The sequence below is a fragment of the Nocardiopsis sp. CNZ308 genome, from assembly GCF_004217075.1.
Genome location: NZ_SHKJ01000001.1, coordinates 4,550,939 through 4,566,774, shown reverse-complemented (window position 1 = coordinate 4,566,774; position 15,836 = coordinate 4,550,939). Strand labels below are relative to the sequence as shown.

General features: G+C 73.7%; 13 protein-coding genes. 5 read left to right on the top strand and 8 right to left on the bottom strand.

What is annotated here, in order from left to right; genetic code table 11:
- Positions 1-176: 176 nt before the first annotated feature.
- Positions 177-1,880 carry an HD domain-containing protein gene (locus tag EV372_RS19630; protein WP_130397170.1) on the bottom strand — a complete coding sequence of 568 codons (1,704 nt, stop codon included), beginning with the start codon at positions 1,878-1,880 and terminating at the stop codon, positions 177-179.
- A gap of 215 nt (positions 1,881-2,095) precedes the next feature.
- Positions 2,096-2,863 (bottom strand): enoyl-CoA hydratase/isomerase family protein, encoded by a 768-nt coding sequence (locus tag EV372_RS19625; protein WP_130397169.1) that lies wholly within the window; start codon positions 2,861-2,863, stop codon positions 2,096-2,098.
- Positions 2,864-3,165: 302 nt separating this feature from the next.
- On the opposite strand from EV372_RS19625, the gene gcvH reads away from it, so the two are divergent.
- Positions 3,166-3,561, top strand: a complete 396-nt coding sequence (gcvH, locus tag EV372_RS19620; RefSeq protein WP_130397168.1) for a glycine cleavage system protein GcvH — start codon at positions 3,166-3,168, stop codon at positions 3,559-3,561.
- A gap of 179 nt (positions 3,562-3,740) precedes the next feature.
- Here gcvH and EV372_RS19615 read toward each other — a convergent pair whose 3' ends face one another.
- Positions 3,741-5,708, bottom strand: coding sequence for a M3 family metallopeptidase (locus tag EV372_RS19615; protein ID WP_130397167.1), 1,968 nt, complete (start codon positions 5,706-5,708; stop codon positions 3,741-3,743).
- 139 nt (positions 5,709-5,847) lie between these two features.
- Positions 5,848-6,537 carry a TetR/AcrR family transcriptional regulator gene (locus EV372_RS19610; protein WP_486484001.1) on the bottom strand — a complete coding sequence of 230 codons (690 nt, stop codon included), beginning with the start codon at positions 6,535-6,537 and terminating at the stop codon, positions 5,848-5,850.
- Positions 6,538-6,629: 92 nt separating this feature from the next.
- Here EV372_RS19610 and EV372_RS19605 point away from each other — a divergent pair, with 92 nt between their 5' ends.
- A complete protein-coding gene (locus tag EV372_RS19605) occupies positions 6,630-7,673 on the top strand; it encodes an NAD(P)-dependent alcohol dehydrogenase (protein WP_130397166.1) in 1,044 nt (347 codons plus the stop codon).
- Between the two features lie 147 nt (positions 7,674-7,820).
- Here EV372_RS19605 and EV372_RS19600 read toward each other — a convergent pair whose 3' ends face one another.
- Positions 7,821-8,477: a flavin reductase family protein gene (locus EV372_RS19600; RefSeq protein WP_130397165.1), complete on the bottom strand. Its 657-nt coding sequence runs from the start codon at positions 8,475-8,477 to the stop codon at positions 7,821-7,823.
- 246 nt (positions 8,478-8,723) lie between these two features.
- On the opposite strand from EV372_RS19600, the gene EV372_RS19595 reads away from it, so the two are divergent.
- From EV372_RS19595 to EV372_RS19585, 3 genes are read left to right on the top strand one after another with little or no spacing between them, the layout of a single operon-like run.
- Positions 8,724-9,272, top strand: coding sequence for a hypothetical protein (locus EV372_RS19595; protein ID WP_130397164.1), 549 nt, complete (start codon positions 8,724-8,726; stop codon positions 9,270-9,272).
- A 47-nt stretch (positions 9,273-9,319) separates the two neighbouring features.
- Positions 9,320-9,934 (top strand): TetR/AcrR family transcriptional regulator, encoded by a 615-nt coding sequence (locus EV372_RS19590; RefSeq protein WP_130397163.1) that lies wholly within the window; start codon positions 9,320-9,322, stop codon positions 9,932-9,934.
- Positions 9,931-11,220: a glycosyltransferase gene (locus EV372_RS19585; protein WP_130397162.1), complete on the top strand. Its 1,290-nt coding sequence runs from the start codon at positions 9,931-9,933 to the stop codon at positions 11,218-11,220. The genes EV372_RS19590 and EV372_RS19585 overlap by 4 nt, the downstream gene beginning before the upstream one ends.
- Before the next feature lie 173 nt (positions 11,221-11,393).
- Here the strand turns inward: EV372_RS19585 and EV372_RS19580 are convergent, their stop codons facing one another.
- The 3 genes from EV372_RS19580 to EV372_RS19570 form a co-directional block, all read right to left on the bottom strand.
- Positions 11,394-12,539: an L-talarate/galactarate dehydratase gene (locus EV372_RS19580; RefSeq protein ID WP_117198170.1), complete on the bottom strand. Its 1,146-nt coding sequence runs from the start codon at positions 12,537-12,539 to the stop codon at positions 11,394-11,396.
- 111 nt (positions 12,540-12,650) lie between these two features.
- Positions 12,651-13,964, bottom strand: coding sequence for an extracellular solute-binding protein (locus EV372_RS19575; RefSeq protein WP_130397161.1), 1,314 nt, complete (start codon positions 13,962-13,964; stop codon positions 12,651-12,653).
- Positions 13,965-14,546: 582 nt separating this feature from the next.
- On the bottom strand, positions 14,547-15,746 hold the full coding sequence (locus EV372_RS19570; protein WP_486484000.1) for an MFS transporter: 1,200 nt from the start codon (positions 15,744-15,746) through the stop codon (positions 14,547-14,549).
- Positions 15,747-15,836 lie beyond the last annotated feature (90 nt).

Genomic DNA, 15,836 nt, shown 5'->3' with positions numbered 1-15,836 from the left:
GCGGGCTCGGGCGTGACCGGTGCCGGGAGCGGACTCCCCCCCGCGCTCCCGGCCGGGGGGGAACGCGTTCGTGGGCGGCGCCCGTGACGGGCGCCGCCCACGAACGCGTCAGCCGTAACCGCTCCGGGCGTCCCGGAACCCCCGGGACGTCCGGAGCGCCGTCGAAAGGGTCGTACTCAGGCCGACGCCGGAAGGAGGGCGGCCACGTCCTCGGAGCTGACCTGCTCGTAGCCCAGGGCCACGTACAGCTCCTCCAGGGACGGGTACCCCGAACGGCGCGCCACCCCGGTCATCGCCCCCGACGACTCGGCCTCGATGAGCCGGTCCGCCCCCACCAGGGCGATCATCCGCTCCCGGCCGGTGTGCTCCGCCTGCTCGTGGGCGCGCGTGCGGTGCCAGGCGGCGATCGCGACCCGCGCCCTGCCGGTCCTGACCGAGTCCAGCCACCCCCGGTCGGGGGCGGGCACGGACTTGGTGATGATGTGCACCGTCTCCCCCTCGCGGACCCGGGTCGCGGGGCTGACCAGACGGCCGTCGATGGCCGCCGCCGAGTAGCGGTCACCGGTGTCGGCGCCGAGCGCGTAGGCCACGTCGACCGGTGTGGCGCCCTCGGGGAGGGTGAGGACCTGGCCCTCCCCGGTGAGCACGGTGATGCTGTCGGCGAGGTCGGTGCGCACGCCCTCCAGGAGTTCCTCGGCCGAGGCCTGCTCCTGCCACCCGAGCAGCCGGGTCAGCCACTCCGGGTCGGTGGTGCGCTCGGTGGTCAGGCGGCCGTCCCTGCCGGTGGCCTGGCGGATGTCGGCGATGATGCCGTACTCGGAGACCTGCTGGGCGTGGGAGTCGCAGATGATGATCTGCACGCGGCGGCCGGACTCGGTCAGGACGGTGGTGTGCAGCGCCCGGTACAGGTTGTACCGGGGGGTGGCGATGAAGTCGCGGAACTTGGCCGGATAGGGCTTCCACCTCCCGTGGACCGCCCCCAGGGCCAGGTAGGCGTTGCGCTCGTCACCCTTGACCACGACCACGTACCGGACGGTGTCCAGCGGGTCGGGGTCGCCGGTCAGGCCGGTGCCGGAGGTGAACACCGAGTACGGGTGGCGGGAGCGCACCTCCACCCGCGCCTTGACGCGGAAGGAGGCCAGGCCGTCGCGCAGGGAGACGCGCAGCGCGTCGATCTCGTGGGCGCAGCCCTCGCGGACCCGGGCCACCCGCGTGCTGATCCGCTCGAAGTCCTCACCCTCCAGGTACTCGAAGCACAGGTCCTCCAGGTCGCGCTTGAGCCGGTACACCCCCAGCCGCTCCGCGAGGGGGATGAGGAGTTCCCGGGTGCCCTGGGCGATCTTGACGCGCTTGTGCGGGGGCTGGAACTGGAGGGTGCGCAGGTTGTGGAGCCGGTCGGCGAGCTTGATCAGCAGCACGCGCAGGTCGTCGCGGGCGGCCACCACCATCTTGCGGAAGGTCTCCCCCGCCGCCGCGCTGCCGTACATGGACCGGTCCACCTTGGTGACGCCGTCCACCATGACCCCGACCTCGGTGCCGAACTCCGCCGCGAGGTGGGCCAGGCTGAACGGGGTGTCCTCCACCGTGTCGTGCAGGAGGGCGGCGACCAGCGTCGCGGTGTCCAGGCCCATCTCGGCCAGGATGGTGGCCACGGCGACCGGGTGGATGATGAACGGCTCGCCGCTCTTGCGCCTCTGCTCCTTGTGCAGGTGCTCGGCCACGGCGTAGGCCCGGCTCAGCAGCGCCACGTCGGCCCTGGGGTACCAGCGCTGGTGTTCCCTGACCAGGGCCCGGACCCGGTCGGCGGGGGTGGAGGTGGCCTTGGCCGCGTTGAGCCCCTGCCACCACTGGGTGGACGCCGTCACATCGGGTGCGCCCATCGGGACCCCCTGTCCGCACACTGATCCGAGTCCGAACAGTGTAGTGACCGGAGGCCGCCGTGGGACCGGGAATCCGGAGTCCGCGCCCCGGGCCGGTCCCCCGCGCACGCCGGACCGAGCGCCCGACGAGAGCCTCCAGGACCCCGCGACCCGGTGGCGGTCCCCGTGCCCCGGACACCGCTGCGCGGCATACCCGGGGCGGCGGGCGACCGCGGCTACTCGCCGGTGAAGGAGGGCCTGACCCGGGCCAGGGAGGCGCTGACCCCGGCCTCGTGGTCCTTGGTGCCGAGCTGCTTGTTCTGCTCCACGATCTCCCGGTCCAGGGCGGCGGGCAGCGCGGCGAGCAGGTCGGCGCGGAGCGTGGCCTTCATCGAGCGCACGGTCAGCGGGGCGGAGGCGGCGATGCGGTGGGCGTGGTCCACGGCCGCCGACCGCAGGGTGGCCTCGTCCACCAGCAGGTCGGCCAGGCCGATGGCGTGGGCCTCGGTGCCGGTCACCCGGCGGGCGGTGTAGAACATGTCGGCGGCCTTCTGGCGGCCGACGATCGCGGGCAGGGACACGCTCAGCCCGAAGCCCTGGTGCAGGCCCAGGAGCCCGAAGTTGGCGTGGAAGCGGGTGGAGGGCGCGGCCACCCGGAAGTCCGCCGCGCAGGCCAGGCCCAGGCCGCCGCCCACCGCCGCGCCCTGGACGGCGGCGACCACGGGCACCGGCAGGGAGAACAGGCGCAGCGCCTCACCGTAGATGGCGGCGAGGGTCCGGACCGGGGTGTCGCCGACCCCGCCCGCCGCGAAGTCCACCCCGGCGCAGAAGTTCTTGCCCTCCGAACACACCACGAGGGCGCGGCGGTCGCCGGTGGCGACCAGTTCCTCGGCGGTGTCCGCCAGCTCCTTGAGGAGGGCGTGGTCGAAGTGGTTGTTGGGAGGCCGGTGGATCTCCAGGACGGCCACATGGCCGTCGAGGCGGACGGACAGTTCCTCGCTCATCGGACGCCTTCCCGTGCGTTCGGTGTGACCGGCGACGATGTTACCGCCGAGTAGGACAATCGCGGGCGACCGCCCCCTCCCGAACGCCCGCGCGGTCGAGGCCGGAGGAACCGGACGGACCGGGCACTGGGATTCACCCGCACCACGCCCGCGGCGTGCGGCGCAAACCGTCGGGCCGACTCCCCTCCCCCGGTTGCGCCAAAGGCGCCCCCGCGCGCCCGCCGGTCCAGCACACTGGCCTTGCCGGTCGCCTATCAGCGGCGATCGCGCTTCGAGGACGCGAAGACACGAAGGGTTCTGCCATGGCCAGCATTCCGGGCGACCTCCTCTACACCACGACCCACGAATGGGTCCGCCGGGAGCCCGGCGGCACGGTCTCCGTCGGACTGACCGACTTCGCCCAGCGGCAACTGGGCGACGTGGTCTTCCTGGGGCTGCCCGAGGCCGGGGAGGGCTTCGACGCCGAGGAGGCGGTGGGCACGGTGGAGTCGGTCAAGGCCGTGTCGGAGTTCTACGCGCCGTTCGCGTGCGAGGTGGTCGAGGTCAACACCGAACTCGCGGAGGAGCCCGAGCAGGTCAACGACGACCCCTACGACTGCTGGCTCTTCTGCGCCAGGCCCACGGACCCGGGAGCGGTGGACGGGCTGCTCGACGCCGAGGCCTACGCGGAGCTGATCCGGGAGGAGACCGAGGGGTAGGGCCCGCAGGCGGGCGCGCGCCCTCTCCCGGGCAGGCGGCCCCGGCGGGCCCGTCGAGTCCCCGCCGGTCGGCGGCCCGCCCCCTGCCGGGGCCCGGCCGCGCGGGCGGCGGGGCCGGGCCCGCCGGACGCGGACCGCAGGGGCCGGGCGCACCGCCTCCCGGTGTGCCCGGCTACGGGTCAGACCAGCCCGCGGCGGACCAGCAGGGGCTCCATCCGGGGCTCGCGGCCCAGGAAGTCGCGGACCGCCTCCATGGGGTCCACACCGCCGCCCACGGACAGCACCCTCTCCCGGAAGCGGTCCCCGCCCTCCCGGGTGAGGCCGCCGTTCTCGGTGAACCACTCCACGCTCTCGGCGTCCAGGACCTCGCTCCACACGTAGGAGTAGTAGCCCGCGCTGTAGCCGTTGGCGAACACGTGCATGAAGTACGCCGACCGGTAGCGCGGACGGACCAGGGGGTGCAGGGCCCCCGCCGCCTCCAGGGCGCGCGCCTCGAAGGAGGCCGGGTCCTCCACGGCCTCGCCCGGGGCCAGGCGGTGCCACGACCAGTCCAGGAGCGCCGCGGCCAGGTACTCGAAGGTCGCGAAGCCCTGGTTGAACTGGCGGGCGGCCGTCAGGCGCTCCACGAGTTCGGCGGGCACCGGCTCACCGGTCTCGTGGTGGCGGGCGTAGTGGGACAGGACCTCCGGCCAGGTCGCCCACATCTCGTTCACCTGGGAGGGGAACTCCACGAAGTCGCGCGGCACGCTCGTGCCCTGCACGCGCGGGAACCGCACGGCCGACAGCAGCCCGTGCAGGGCGTGGCCGAACTCGTGGAAGGCCGTCTCGACCTCGTCGAAGGTGAGCAGGGTGGGGCCCGAGGCGGGCTTGGTGATGTTGAGGTTGTTCACCACCACCGGCCGCTCGTCCAGCAGGAAGGACTGGTCGACCAGGTTGTGCATCCACGCGCCGCCGCGCTTGGTCGGTCTAGCGTAGGGGTCCAGCAGGAACAGCCCCAGGGGCGAGCCGTCCCGGTCGAACACCTCCCACACCCGCACGTCCTCGTGGTAGCCGCGCAGGTCGGGCCGCTCGGCGAAGGTGATCCCGTACAGCAGCGTCGCGGCGTGGAAGACGCCGTCCCGGACCACCCTGCCGAGTTCGAAGTAGGGGCGCAGGACGCTGTCGTCGAAGTCGTAGCGCTCCCTGCGCACCTGCTCGGCGTAGAAGGGCCAGTCCCAGGGCTCGATGTCGTGCCCGGCGTGCTCGGCCAGGGCCCGGGCCTCCTTCTCGACGTTGCGCCGGGCGGGTCCGACGAGCTGGCCGAGCCGCTCCTCGACCGCGTCGACGGTCTTGGCGGTCTGGTCGGCGACCGTGTAGGCCGCGTGGTCGGGGTAGCCGAGCAGCGCGGCCCGCTCGGCGCGCAGGACGGCCATGCGCGCGGCGATGTCGAGGTTCTCGGGGGCGCGCTCGGCGCTCAGGGTGTAGAGCCGCTCGCGGGTGGCCCGGTCGGTGAGCTGGGCCAGCGCGGGCTGCACGGTGGTGTTGAGCAGGGGCAGGACGTACTCCCCGTCCCGCTCGATCGCGCTGATGTGCGCCTCGTCCAGGCCGTCGAGGTCGGAGACGTCGCCGGTGACGAGGGAGGCCTCGCGGGTGGCCCGGACCACGTTGCGGGAGAACTCGGTGCTCAGTCCGGCGAGTTCGGTGTTGAGCTCGCGCAGCCGGGCCTGCTGGTCGTCGTCCAGGTCGGCGCCCGCCTTGACGAAGTCGAGGCGGTACCGCTCCAGCAGCCAGGCCTCCTGCGGGTCGGAGGCGGTGACCTGCCGCACGCGCTCCCACAGGTCCCGGTTCAGCGAGATGGCGTCCCGGTGCTGGGCGGCCCTCGGGGCGATCTCCCGCTCGATCTCCTCGATGCCGTCGGTGGCGTCGGAACCGGCCAGGGTGTGCAGGACGGTCTCCACCCTGGCCAGGAGCGCGCCGGAGCGCTCCAGTGCCGCGATGGTGTTGTCGAAGGTCGGGGGCCGCGGGTCGCGGACGATCGCGTCCACCTCGGCGAGGTGCTCGGCCACGCCCTTGTCGAACGCGGGCAGGAAGTGCTCCTCGCGGATGGCCGCGAAGTCGGGGAGCCGGTAGGGAAGCTCGCTCGGGGACAGGAACGGGTTGTCGGTCAAGGATCGTGCTCCTCGTTCGTCGTTACCGGCCCCGCTCCCCCGCGGTGGTGCGCGGCGGAGCTGTGGAACACGCGCCGGACTCCGCGGCGTCAGGGTTCTCGGCCGGGCGGGCTCCGGTGCTCGGGGCGCTCGTGCTGTTCTACCTTGCTCCCCGCCCCGTGTCACCCGCACGCCCGGGAGCGTCGCCGGTCGCGGTCGGCCCAGGCTCACGGCCCCCGGTCGCCGCCTGTTCCGGGGCGACGGCGCGGCGGACGCAGTCCCGCAGCAGGGCCCGCCGCCGCTCGTGCGCGTCCGGGGGCTCCGCCGCGGTGGCGGCGTAGACGTTGCTCACCGGCGACCAGGCCATCGACATGGCGATGACCACGGCCATCACGTCGAAGGGGTCGCCCCGCCTGACGCGTCCGGCGGCCTGGGCCTCGGCGATCGCGCGGAGCTTGTGGTCGTCGTAACTCTCGTGCTCCGCGACGAGGTGCCCTTCCGGACGCCGTTCCAGACGGGCCCAGGTGGCGAGGCGGATGAGGTCGGGGCGCGCGAGGTACTCGTCGTAGAGGCGCACGGCCCAGTCGGCCAGGTCGTCGGCGTCGATGGGGGCGACGTTGGTGATGCGCTCCAGCGAGGCGAGGAAGATCGCGTCGAAGAGCCGTTCCTTGTTGCCGAAGTAGCCGTAGAGCTGCGCCTTGTTGGTCCGCGCGGCGGCGGTGATCCGCTCGACGCGGGCTCCGGCGATGCCGTACCGGGCGAACTCCCGCGTGGCGGCGTCGATGATCCGCTGGTAGGTCGCGGCTCCGCGCGCGCTCGACGGCTGGTCGGGCATCGGCTGGTCGGGCATGCCCCCACGTTAGCAGACCGACCGGTTTGTTTGCGGAACCGGTGAAGTCTGCCTAGACTCAAATAGACCGAACAGTCTGTTTAGGGAGAGAGATGCGCACCACCACCGGCTGGCAGGCGGACCCCGCGACGCGCACCCTGCGACGCGCGTCCCTCCAGCGCCGGGACCTGCGCCCGGACGACGTCGCGGTACGGGTGGACTACTGCGGTGTCTGCTTCAGCGACCTGCACGCCCTGCGCGCGCACGGAAACGACGCGGACGGAGTCCTGGTGCCGGGGCACGAGTTCACGGGCACGGTGACCGAGGTCGGCGGCGCGGTCACCGGTTTCACCCCGGGCGATCCCGTGGCCGTCGGCAACATCGTCGACTCGTGCGGGACGTGTCCCCCGTGCCGGGCCGGACAAGAGAACTTCTGCCGCGAGTTCCCGACCCTGACCTACGGCGGCAGCGACCGGCGGGACGGGACGACCACCCTGGGCGGCTACTCCCGCGAGTACCTCGTCAGCGAGGGGTTCGCCCACCGGCTGCCCGCGGGCCTCGATCCGGCCGCGGCGGCGCCCCTGCTCTGCGCCGGGGTCACAGTCTGGGAACCCCTGCGGGCCCTCGGCGTGGGCCCGGGCAGCACGGTCGCCGTGGCCGGGCTGGGCGGCCTGGGCCACCTCGCCGTCAAACTGGCCGTCGCGCTCGGCGCCACGACCTCTGTCATCAGCCGCAGCCCGGACAAGGCCGAGGAGGCACGCGGCCTCGGCGCCGACGGGTTCGTCGTCTCCACCGACGCCGGGCAGATGGAAGCCGTCCGGGACCGGTTCGACGTGGTCATCGACACCGTCTCCGCTCCCCACGACCTGGCCCCCTACCTGGGCACGGTCGCCATGGACGGCACCCTCAGCCACCTCGGCCACCTCGGCCCGGTCACCGTCGACACCACCGACCTGCTCATCGGCCGCAAGAGTCTCAGCTCCGCGGGCAGCGGCGGACGCCCGTCCACCGCCGCCATGCTCGACTTCTGCGCCGAACACGGCATCACCGCCGACATCGAGCTGCTGCCGTCGTCCCAGGTGAACACGGCCCTCGAACGCCTGGAACGCAACGACGTCCGCTACCGCTTCGTGCTCGACATGTCCGACCTGGACTGAACGCGGGTCCGGCCGCTGACGGGCTGGCCGACGGCGCCGCCCCCGGCGGTACCGTCCTCAGCCCGTCCGCGCGGCTTCGCCTCCTCCCCTGCCGCGCACCGTCAGCGGGGAAGGAGGCGGGACGGGGCGCCGGCATGTTCGTGGCCGTCAGAAGCCGGGCGTCTCTGAGCGGTGGGAGTGCCCGTGCTGGCGCCCCAGCCCGAAGTAGTGGCGGAAGTTGTAGATCATCGGGTTCCAGCGCGCGGGATCGACGTGGTCGGTGCCGGGCACCACCAGGCGCTCGTCCGCGTGCACCCGCAGCACCTCGGCCTGGACCACGGTGAAGTCGCCCGAGGCGTCGGCGTCCACGCGCACCGCCCGGGCCTCCAGCTGCAACGGGCACTCGGCCACGCGGGGCGGCGCGACCCGCTGCGACTCCTGCGGGGTCAGGCCCGCGGCGGCGAACTTGTCGGCCTCGAAACGGCAGCCCGGCGGCTTGCCCGGGGGCACGGGCGAGCGCCCGGTGAGCGGGGCCAGCCGCTCGACGCTGGCCCAGTCCTCGGCGGCGGGGAAGCTGGCCACGAGTTCGGGGCGCGCCGCCAGGTTGCGCGCGGTCTGCCCGGTGGCCCCCAGCCCCAGCACCAGCAGGTACCCCAGGGCCCAGGCCGAGGAGATCGGGGCGAGGTTGGGGGTGCCGTCCTCGTTGACGGTGGAGAGCAGCACCACGGGGGTGCCGAAGTAGAGGATGCGCGGTCGGATGGCGCGGTGGGCGAGGGGCGCGGCCGCGGCGGCGTGCCCCGGAGCCGTTCGCTGGTCGGTGGTCATGACCGGGACTCTAGGAGGCCGACACTTCGGCGGCGGCCGAACCGTTCCCGGCCCTCACCCCATCGGACCGGCGGGCGTGCCCCCACGCCCGCGCCCGCGCTGGCCAGAACGTTCGGCGACGGGCTCCGGCCGCCGGCCATCGGCCCCCCGGCCGGGACGGCGGCGCCCGCAGCGGCGCCCGCCCTCTTGAAAACAAATAACCAAAGTGTTTTTATAGTTTCAAGCACTCGCCGAACGGAGCCCCCCATGGACCTGCTCACCGACTTCCTCGCCTGGGCCTGGCCGCGCCACCTCAACCCGCTGAGCTGGTACGTCCGACCGCTGTTCTTCCTGCCCATCGCCTACTTCTGCTGGACGCGCAGGCCCGTGCCGCTGGCCCTGACCATCGCGGCCATGCTCTCCAGCTTCTTCTGGTTCCCCGCGCCCGAGGAGATCGACCCGGCCATGGCCGGGGTCCTGGAGATGGAGCGGGAACTGTTCACGGACCCCACCTGGATCACCTGGGTCACCCTGCCGCTGGTGCCCGCACTGCTCGGCTCGCTGTGCGCGGCGTTCTGGTGCCGCTCCCTGGGCTGGGGCCTGGTCGTCGTCAACGGCGGCCTGGTCGTCAAGATCGCCTGGACCGTCGCCAACTCCGGCTCGGACGGGCTGGCCACCGTGCTCCCCCTGGGCCTGGCCATGGCGGTGATCACCGCGGTCGTGGTCGCCGTGGCGCGCTGGCGTTCGCTCCCCCTGTCCCTGAGCGGCCGCCGGCACGGGAAGCGGGACGTGCGCGCACCGGCCGCCGCACGCTGACCGCGAGACACTGTCCGCGGACACCGTCGACCGAGGGAGGAACCACCGTGCCACCCGCGTTCTCCGCGCAGGAGAAGGAACGCATCACCGGCCTGCTGCTGGAGTCCGGACGCGCCCTGTTCACCACCCGTGGGCTGCGCAAGACCTCCCTGGAGGAACTGGTCGCGCCCGCCGGTATCGCCAAGAGCAGCTTCTACGCCTTCTTCGACTCCAAGGAGGCCCTCTACCTGGAGCTGATGCTGCGCCAGATGGCCGAGGTCAGGGAGCGGGTCATCGACGACGCCCTGAACAGCACCGACGACACCCGCGAGGGGCTGCGGCGGTTCCTGCGCGCCAGCCTGGACGAATTGGCCCGCAACCCCCTGTACGGACGGCTCGTGACCCACCCCGAGGAGATGGACGCGGTCGCGCGCAGGGTCGCCCCGTCCCGGGCCGCCTCCTCCCCCGACAACCCCGCGGCCGCGCTGAGCGCGTTCGTGGACGCCCGGCGCGGGACGGGCGAACTGGTGGACGCCCATCCGGCCGCCATCGTCGGAGTCCTCCAGGCCGTCCTGCTCCTACCGGTGAACGCCGACCGGCTGGCGGCGCCGGAGCACTACCACCAGACCCTCGACCTGCTGATCGACATCGTCGCTCGGGGTCTCACCCCCCGGAAGGAATGACCGGCGTGCACGCCCTCCTGCTCACCCACGGCACCCGCGGAGACGTCCAGCCCTTCCTTGCCCTGGCCAGGGCCCTGGACGCGGCCGGACACACCGGCGTGGTCGCGGGCCCCGCCTCCGCCGCCCCACTGGCCGCCGAGCACGGTGTCGCCTACCGCCCGGTGGACGACGGCCCCAACACCCTCATGGGCGATCCCGAGCTGGACGGAGTGAGGGACACCGGACTGCGGGGGCTGCGCGGCGCCGTGCACGCCGCCGCCCTGCTGCGCCGGATCACCCCGCTCATGCGCAGGGTCCACGAGGACATGGCCGGGGTCGCCGACGAGGACGCGGACGTGGTCGTGCACATCCCCGGCATGCCGGGAGGGCACATCGCCGAACGCCTGGGCGTGCCCTCCGTCCCGGTGGCCCTCCAGCCCTCCTGGGTGCCCACCCGCGCCTTCCCCGCCCCCGGCGTGCCCTGGCCTCGGTGGGTGCCCGCGGCGCTCAACCCGCTGACCTACCGGCTGGCCGCCCTCGCCCTGAGCGGGCAGCGCGCGGTGGTCGAGGAGTTCCGGGACGGGCTGGGCCTGCCCCGAAGGGCCGGGCGCCACGACCCGTTGCGCCAGCCGGACGGGAGCCCGTCCACTGTGCTCCAGGCGTTCAGCCGCCACCTGCTCCCGCCGCGTACGCACTATCCGCCGCGGGTGCGCACCACCGGCTTCTGGTTCCCGCCGCCGGACACGCGGTGGCGGCCCTCCCCGGAGCTGGAGGCGTTCCTGGACGCCGGGAGGCCGCCGGTGTTCGTCGGGTTCAGCAGCCTGCCCACCGCCGACCCCGCGGCCACCGGACGCGTGGTGGGCGAAGCCGTGCGCCGGGCCGGAGTGCGCGCGGTCGTCGCCTCGGGCCGGGGCGGCATCACCGCCGAAACCGGTGATGACGACGTGCTGGTCATCGACGGGGCTCCGCACGAGCGGCTGTTCCCTCGGTGCGCGGCGGTCGTGCACCACGGCGGCGCCGGGACCACCGGCGCCGCGCTCGCCTCGGGCAGACCGCAGGTCGGGTGCCCCTTCTGGGGCGACCAGCCGTTCTGGGCGCAGCGGGCCCACGAGGCCGGGGCCGCCGTCGCCCCGTTGCGGGGCCAGCGCCTGACCGCGGACGCCCTGGCCTCGGCCCTGGCCCGCGCGGTCGGCGATCCAGCCCTCGCGGAACGGGCGCGCGTCCTGGGCGAACGGGTGCGCGCCGAGGACGGCGCGGGCACGGCCGTGCGGCTGCTGGAGGAGGTCGTCCGGAGCGGGAACTCCTGAGCCGGGCCCTCGGGGTCCGCGCTCCTCGTCGGCCTCGGCCCCCGGCGGGTCCGCGCACGGCGCCGCCGTGCGGACGGGCCGACCGCGCGGACCCCGGCCCCGGCGCGTCCCGGACCGGCGCCCGCTGACCGGTGCCCGGGCCGGGGCTCGTCCCGGCCCGGACACCGCTGCGGTCAGGCCTTGACCCGGTGGGTGTCGACCGTCCACGCGCGCGCCCGGTCGCTCAGGGTCACCCCCAGGCCGGGCCGGTCGGACAGGTGCATGCGCCCGCCCGAGATCTCCAGGTGCTCGTTGAAGAGGGGGTCGAGCCACTCGAAGTGCTCCACCCACGGCTCGTGCCGGTAGGCGGCGGCCAGGTGGATGTGGACCTCCATCGCGAAGTGCGGGGCCAGCTGGAGGTGGCGCCGGTCGGCCATCGCCATGACCTGGAGGAACTGTGTGATGCCGCCGATCCTGGGGGCGTCGGGCTGGATGATGTCCGCTCCCCCGTGGCGGATCAGCTCGGCGTGCTCGGCGACGCTGGTGAGCATCTCCCCTGTGGCGATGGAGGTGTCGAAGGTCGCGGCCAGGCGCCCGTGGCCCTCGAAGTCGTAGGCGTCCAGCGGCTCCTCGATCCAGACCAGTCCGAACTCCTCGAAGGCCCGGCACATGCGCTGGGCGTCGGCGCGCGACCACTGCTGGTTGGCGTCCACCATCAGCGGCACGCCGTCGCCCAGGTGCTCGCGCACCGCCGCGACCCGGGCCAGGTCCGTGGCGCTGTCGGGGTGGCCGACCTTGAGCTTGATGCCGCCGATGCCGTCGGCCACCGCCGCGGCCGACCTCTCCATGACCTCCTCCACGGGGGCGTGGAGGAAGCCGCCCGAGGTGTTGTAGCAGCGCACCGAGTCGCGGTAGCTGCCGAGGAGCTTGGCCAGCGGCAGGCCCGCCCGCTTGGCCTTGAGGTCCCACAGTGCGATGTCGAAGGGCGCGATCGCCTGGGTGGCCAGTCCGCTGCGGCCCACCGAGGCGCCCGCCCAGACGAGCTTGTCCCAGATCTTGCCCGTGTCGCTGGGGTCCTCCCCCAGCAGGACGGAGGCCACCTCCCGGGCGTGGGCGAACTGTCCCGGGCCGCCCGCCCGCTTGGAGTAGCCGAACCCGACGCCCTCGTGACCGGCCTCGGTGGTGATCTCGGCGAAGAGCATCGCGACCTCGGTCATCGGCCGCTGGCGCCCGGTGAGGACCTTGGCGTCGCTGATGGGCGTGTTCAGGGGAAGGGTGACCGAGGAGATCGTGACGCTGGTGATGCGGTCCTGCGTGGCCGCTCCGGCGTGCGGGGTCATGGACGTCCTTTGCTTCGTGGTCGTGCGCGTGTGCGGGCGTGGCCGGTGGCCTGTCGGCCCCTCGGGCGGCCTCCGGCGCGGGCGCCCGCGCCGGAGGCCGCGCCGGGCGGTTCAGGAGGTCTCGACGGCCGCCTCGACCTCGGCCATGAACTGCTCGGCGGCCTCGGCAGGGGTGAGGTCGCCGAAGGCGAGCCCGTCGCTGACGCGGCTGCTGATGTCCACGACCTGACCGGCGCCGATCGGCGCGGGCGGGTTGCCGTCCACGATCGTGTCCTCGATCTCGCTCATGAACTCGGCCATCCGGGCGTCGGACTCGGGCAGGTCGTCGAGGATGGCCTCGCGGACCTCGGTGTTGGCGGGCAGGCCCAGGTCGGCCAGGAGCAGTTCGGACGCCGCCGGGTCGTTGAGCATGTAGTCGACGAAGCGGGCCGCCTCCGCGGGGTGCTCGGAGCCCGCGGAGATCGAGTAGAACATGGCCGGTTTGAAGAACAGGCCGGTCCGGTCGAACTCGGTCTCGCCCGGGTAGCGCAGGAGCTGGATCTCGCGCCCGGAGGCCTCGACCACGTTGCCGAGCTGGTTGCTCCAGAAGTGCGCCATGGCGCCCTCGCCGGTGGCCACGACCGACTGGTCGATGCCGCCCGCCTGGATCTCCACGCTCCGGGCCGCACTGGGCTGGCCGCCGTTCTCCAGCAGGTCCTGGGTGATCTCGTACCAGGCCTCCAGGGTCTCCTGGGAGAAGCCGAGGCTGCCGTCCTCGTTGTAGAGCGCCTCCCCGTGCTGGCGGGCGAAGACCTGGAAACCGGCCTCGTTGTAGCTCATGCTCTGGGCGCCGGCGATCTCGCCGCCGGTGCCCTCGCTGATCTGCCCGGCGATCTCGACGTAGTCCGCCCACGTCCAGGTGTCGTCGTCGGGCATCTCCACCCCCGCGGCGGCGAAGGCCTCGGGGTCGGCGTGGATGGAGTAGGCGTTGACGCCGCTGGCCGCGCCGAAGGTCTGCCCGTCCAGCTGGCCGCTCTCGGCGACCAGCGGGTCGATCAGCGACAGGTCCAGGCCCTCGGCCTCGCTCAGGTCGAGCAGGGCGCCGCGGTCGGCGTACTCGCGCAGGTAGCGCTCCTCCTGCATGAGGACATCCGGGGAGTCGTTGGCCGCAGTGGTGGTGGCCAGGCGGTCCCAGTAGGCGGACCAGTCGGTGGTCTCCGGCGTGATCCGGATGTCGGGGTTGTCCGCCTCGAAGTTCTCGATGATCTGGAGCATGGTGGCCTGGCGCTCGTTGGAGCCCCACCACGAGAAGCGCAGCTCGACGGTGCCGTCGTCGGAGCCCGAGCAGGCGGAGGCGAGCAGGACCGTCGCCGCGGCCGCGGCGGTCGCGGACAGGGCGGTGCCGCGGCGGCCGTGTCGGCGCACTCGGCCCGGGGGTACGCGCATGGTGGTGTTTCCCTTCGGCTTCCGGCTCGCGCCGGTGGCGGCTGTGGCTTCGGTGGGGGCGTCCGCGCCCGGCCGTCCGGGGGGACGCGGACACGGACGTGTGCGTGGGAACACAGGGGAGAAACGGCTCGAAGTGGTCTGGTAAGCGCTATCCAAGGACTAGGATGGTCAGTTTCTAGCACCGCATTCACATGGGTGTCAATGGTTCACATCCATGGACCGCCTGGTGGACCACCCCGCCGCACCGGCGCCGCCTCGGGCCGAGCCCGCCACAGAAGCCGCACGCCCGAGCGCGAAGGGCGACCCGGGGCGGACTGGGTTCCACGTCGGGGCGAACTTGCGGGACAGCCCTTGCCCTTCGATACGGAAAGCGCTTACCCTCCCCCGGTGCGCAGCGAAAGCCCGTGGGGCGAGAGCCCGCACCCGCGTCGTTGGGCGCGCCCGTTCACCGCGGGCCGCGCCGGTGGGTGAGGCGACCCGCCGTGGACCCGTGGGCGACACCGCGCCGTGGTGAGGGCGGCGCCGACGGGCGCCCTGCTCCGGGGCATCTGTCAGTCCGGCGGACCGGGGGCCGCGCCTTGTTCAGGGACGGCCCCGGCCGGGGACCAGCACCGCTCCGGCGAGCGGCACCAGGGCGAGCAGGAGCCAGGGCAGCGGCCCGCCCAGGTCCAGCAGCGCCCCCGCGGGCACACTGCCCAGGAGCACCACCAGCCCCGACAGCGAGGACAGCGCGCCCGTGAACAGGCCCAGGTGGCGGTCCTCGACCAGGTCGGGGATCCAGGCCCGCACCGTGGGCACGATGAGCACCTGGCCCAGGGTCAGCGCGGTGACGAACACCACGGAGGGCACGAGTCCGCCCAGCGCGCCGACCGGCATCGACGCGGCGGCCCCGGCGAAGCCCAGGCAGATCAGCACCAGCCCCCACACCAGCGTCGCGCGCCGCGTCAGACGGGCGGAGGTCCAGCGCAGCACCGGCATCTGCGTGGCGATGTAGAGCAGCGACGCCCAGGCCAGCAGCCAGCCCAGCGCGGTCTGGGAGCCGGTCGCCCGCTCCACCTCCGCGGGCAGGGCCAGGTAGAGCTGGTTGTAGGCCAGCAGGTAGCCGCTGTAGGCCAGGCTCAGCGCCAGGAACCCGCGGTTGCCCAGCAGCAGCCGCAGCCCCTCCCGCAGGCGCGGCGTCCCCCGGTCGGCCGACGCGGGCGCGCCCGGCGCGGTGCGGGGCATCAGCCGCAGGTGCCCGGCCAGCACGGCGGCGAAGACCGCGGCCCCGGCCAGGCAGGCGGCGCGGAAGCCGCCGAGCAGCAGCAGGGCGCCCAGCGGCGGGCCCACGAGGGTTCCCGCCTGCCCCGCGACGGAGAACAGGGCGAGCATCCGGGTGCGGGGTCCACCGGTCCTCCGCTCGTGCCGCACGGCCTGGCGCACGATCTCGGTCTCCACGGCCGGGGAGAACAGCGCGGCGGCGAAGCCGATGAGCAGGACCGAGGCGATGACCGACGCGGTGCCCTGCGCGAAGCCGAGCCAGCAGAACCCGGCCACGCGCAGCGCGCAGCCCGCCAGCACCACCGGGCGCGCGCCGAACCGGTCGGTGAGCGTGCCGCCCACCACGAACAGCCCCTGCTGGCTGAACGTGCGCAGGCCCAGCACGAGGCCGACCAGCCACCCGGCCAGGCCCAGGGCGCCGCCGAGGTGGTCGGCGAGGTAGGGCAGGACCGCGAAGAAGCCGACGTTGAACGCGAACTGCGAGCCGATCAGCAGCAGGGGCAGCGCGGGCAGGCCGCACACGTCGCGCAGCGCCGCGGCCCCGCGGGCGGTGGTACGGGACAGGACGTTCCCGCTCCTGTTCCCGCTCTCGTTCCCGGCCCCGGTCTCACT

Coding starts and splice junctions, on each gene's coding strand:
- EV372_RS19630 (WP_130397170.1), bottom strand. CDS start 1,880: ATGGGCGCACCCGATGTGACGGCGTCCACCCAGTGGTGGCAGGGGCTC.
- EV372_RS19625 (WP_130397169.1), bottom strand. CDS start 2,863: ATGAGCGAGGAACTGTCCGTCCGCCTCGACGGCCATGTGGCCGTCCTG.
- gcvH (WP_130397168.1), top strand. CDS start 3,166: ATGGCCAGCATTCCGGGCGACCTCCTCTACACCACGACCCACGAATGG.
- EV372_RS19610 (WP_486484001.1), bottom strand. CDS start 6,537: ATGCCCGACCAGCCGATGCCCGACCAGCCGTCGAGCGCGCGCGGAGCC.
- EV372_RS19605 (WP_130397166.1), top strand. CDS start 6,630: ATGCGCACCACCACCGGCTGGCAGGCGGACCCCGCGACGCGCACCCTG.
- EV372_RS19600 (WP_130397165.1), bottom strand. CDS start 8,477: ATGACCACCGACCAGCGAACGGCTCCGGGGCACGCCGCCGCGGCCGCG.
- EV372_RS19595 (WP_130397164.1), top strand. CDS start 8,724: ATGGACCTGCTCACCGACTTCCTCGCCTGGGCCTGGCCGCGCCACCTC.
- EV372_RS19585 (WP_130397162.1), top strand. CDS start 9,931: ATGACCGGCGTGCACGCCCTCCTGCTCACCCACGGCACCCGCGGAGAC.
- EV372_RS19580 (WP_117198170.1), bottom strand. CDS start 12,539: ATGACCCCGCACGCCGGAGCGGCCACGCAGGACCGCATCACCAGCGTC.
- EV372_RS19575 (WP_130397161.1), bottom strand. CDS start 13,964: ATGCGCGTACCCCCGGGCCGAGTGCGCCGACACGGCCGCCGCGGCACC.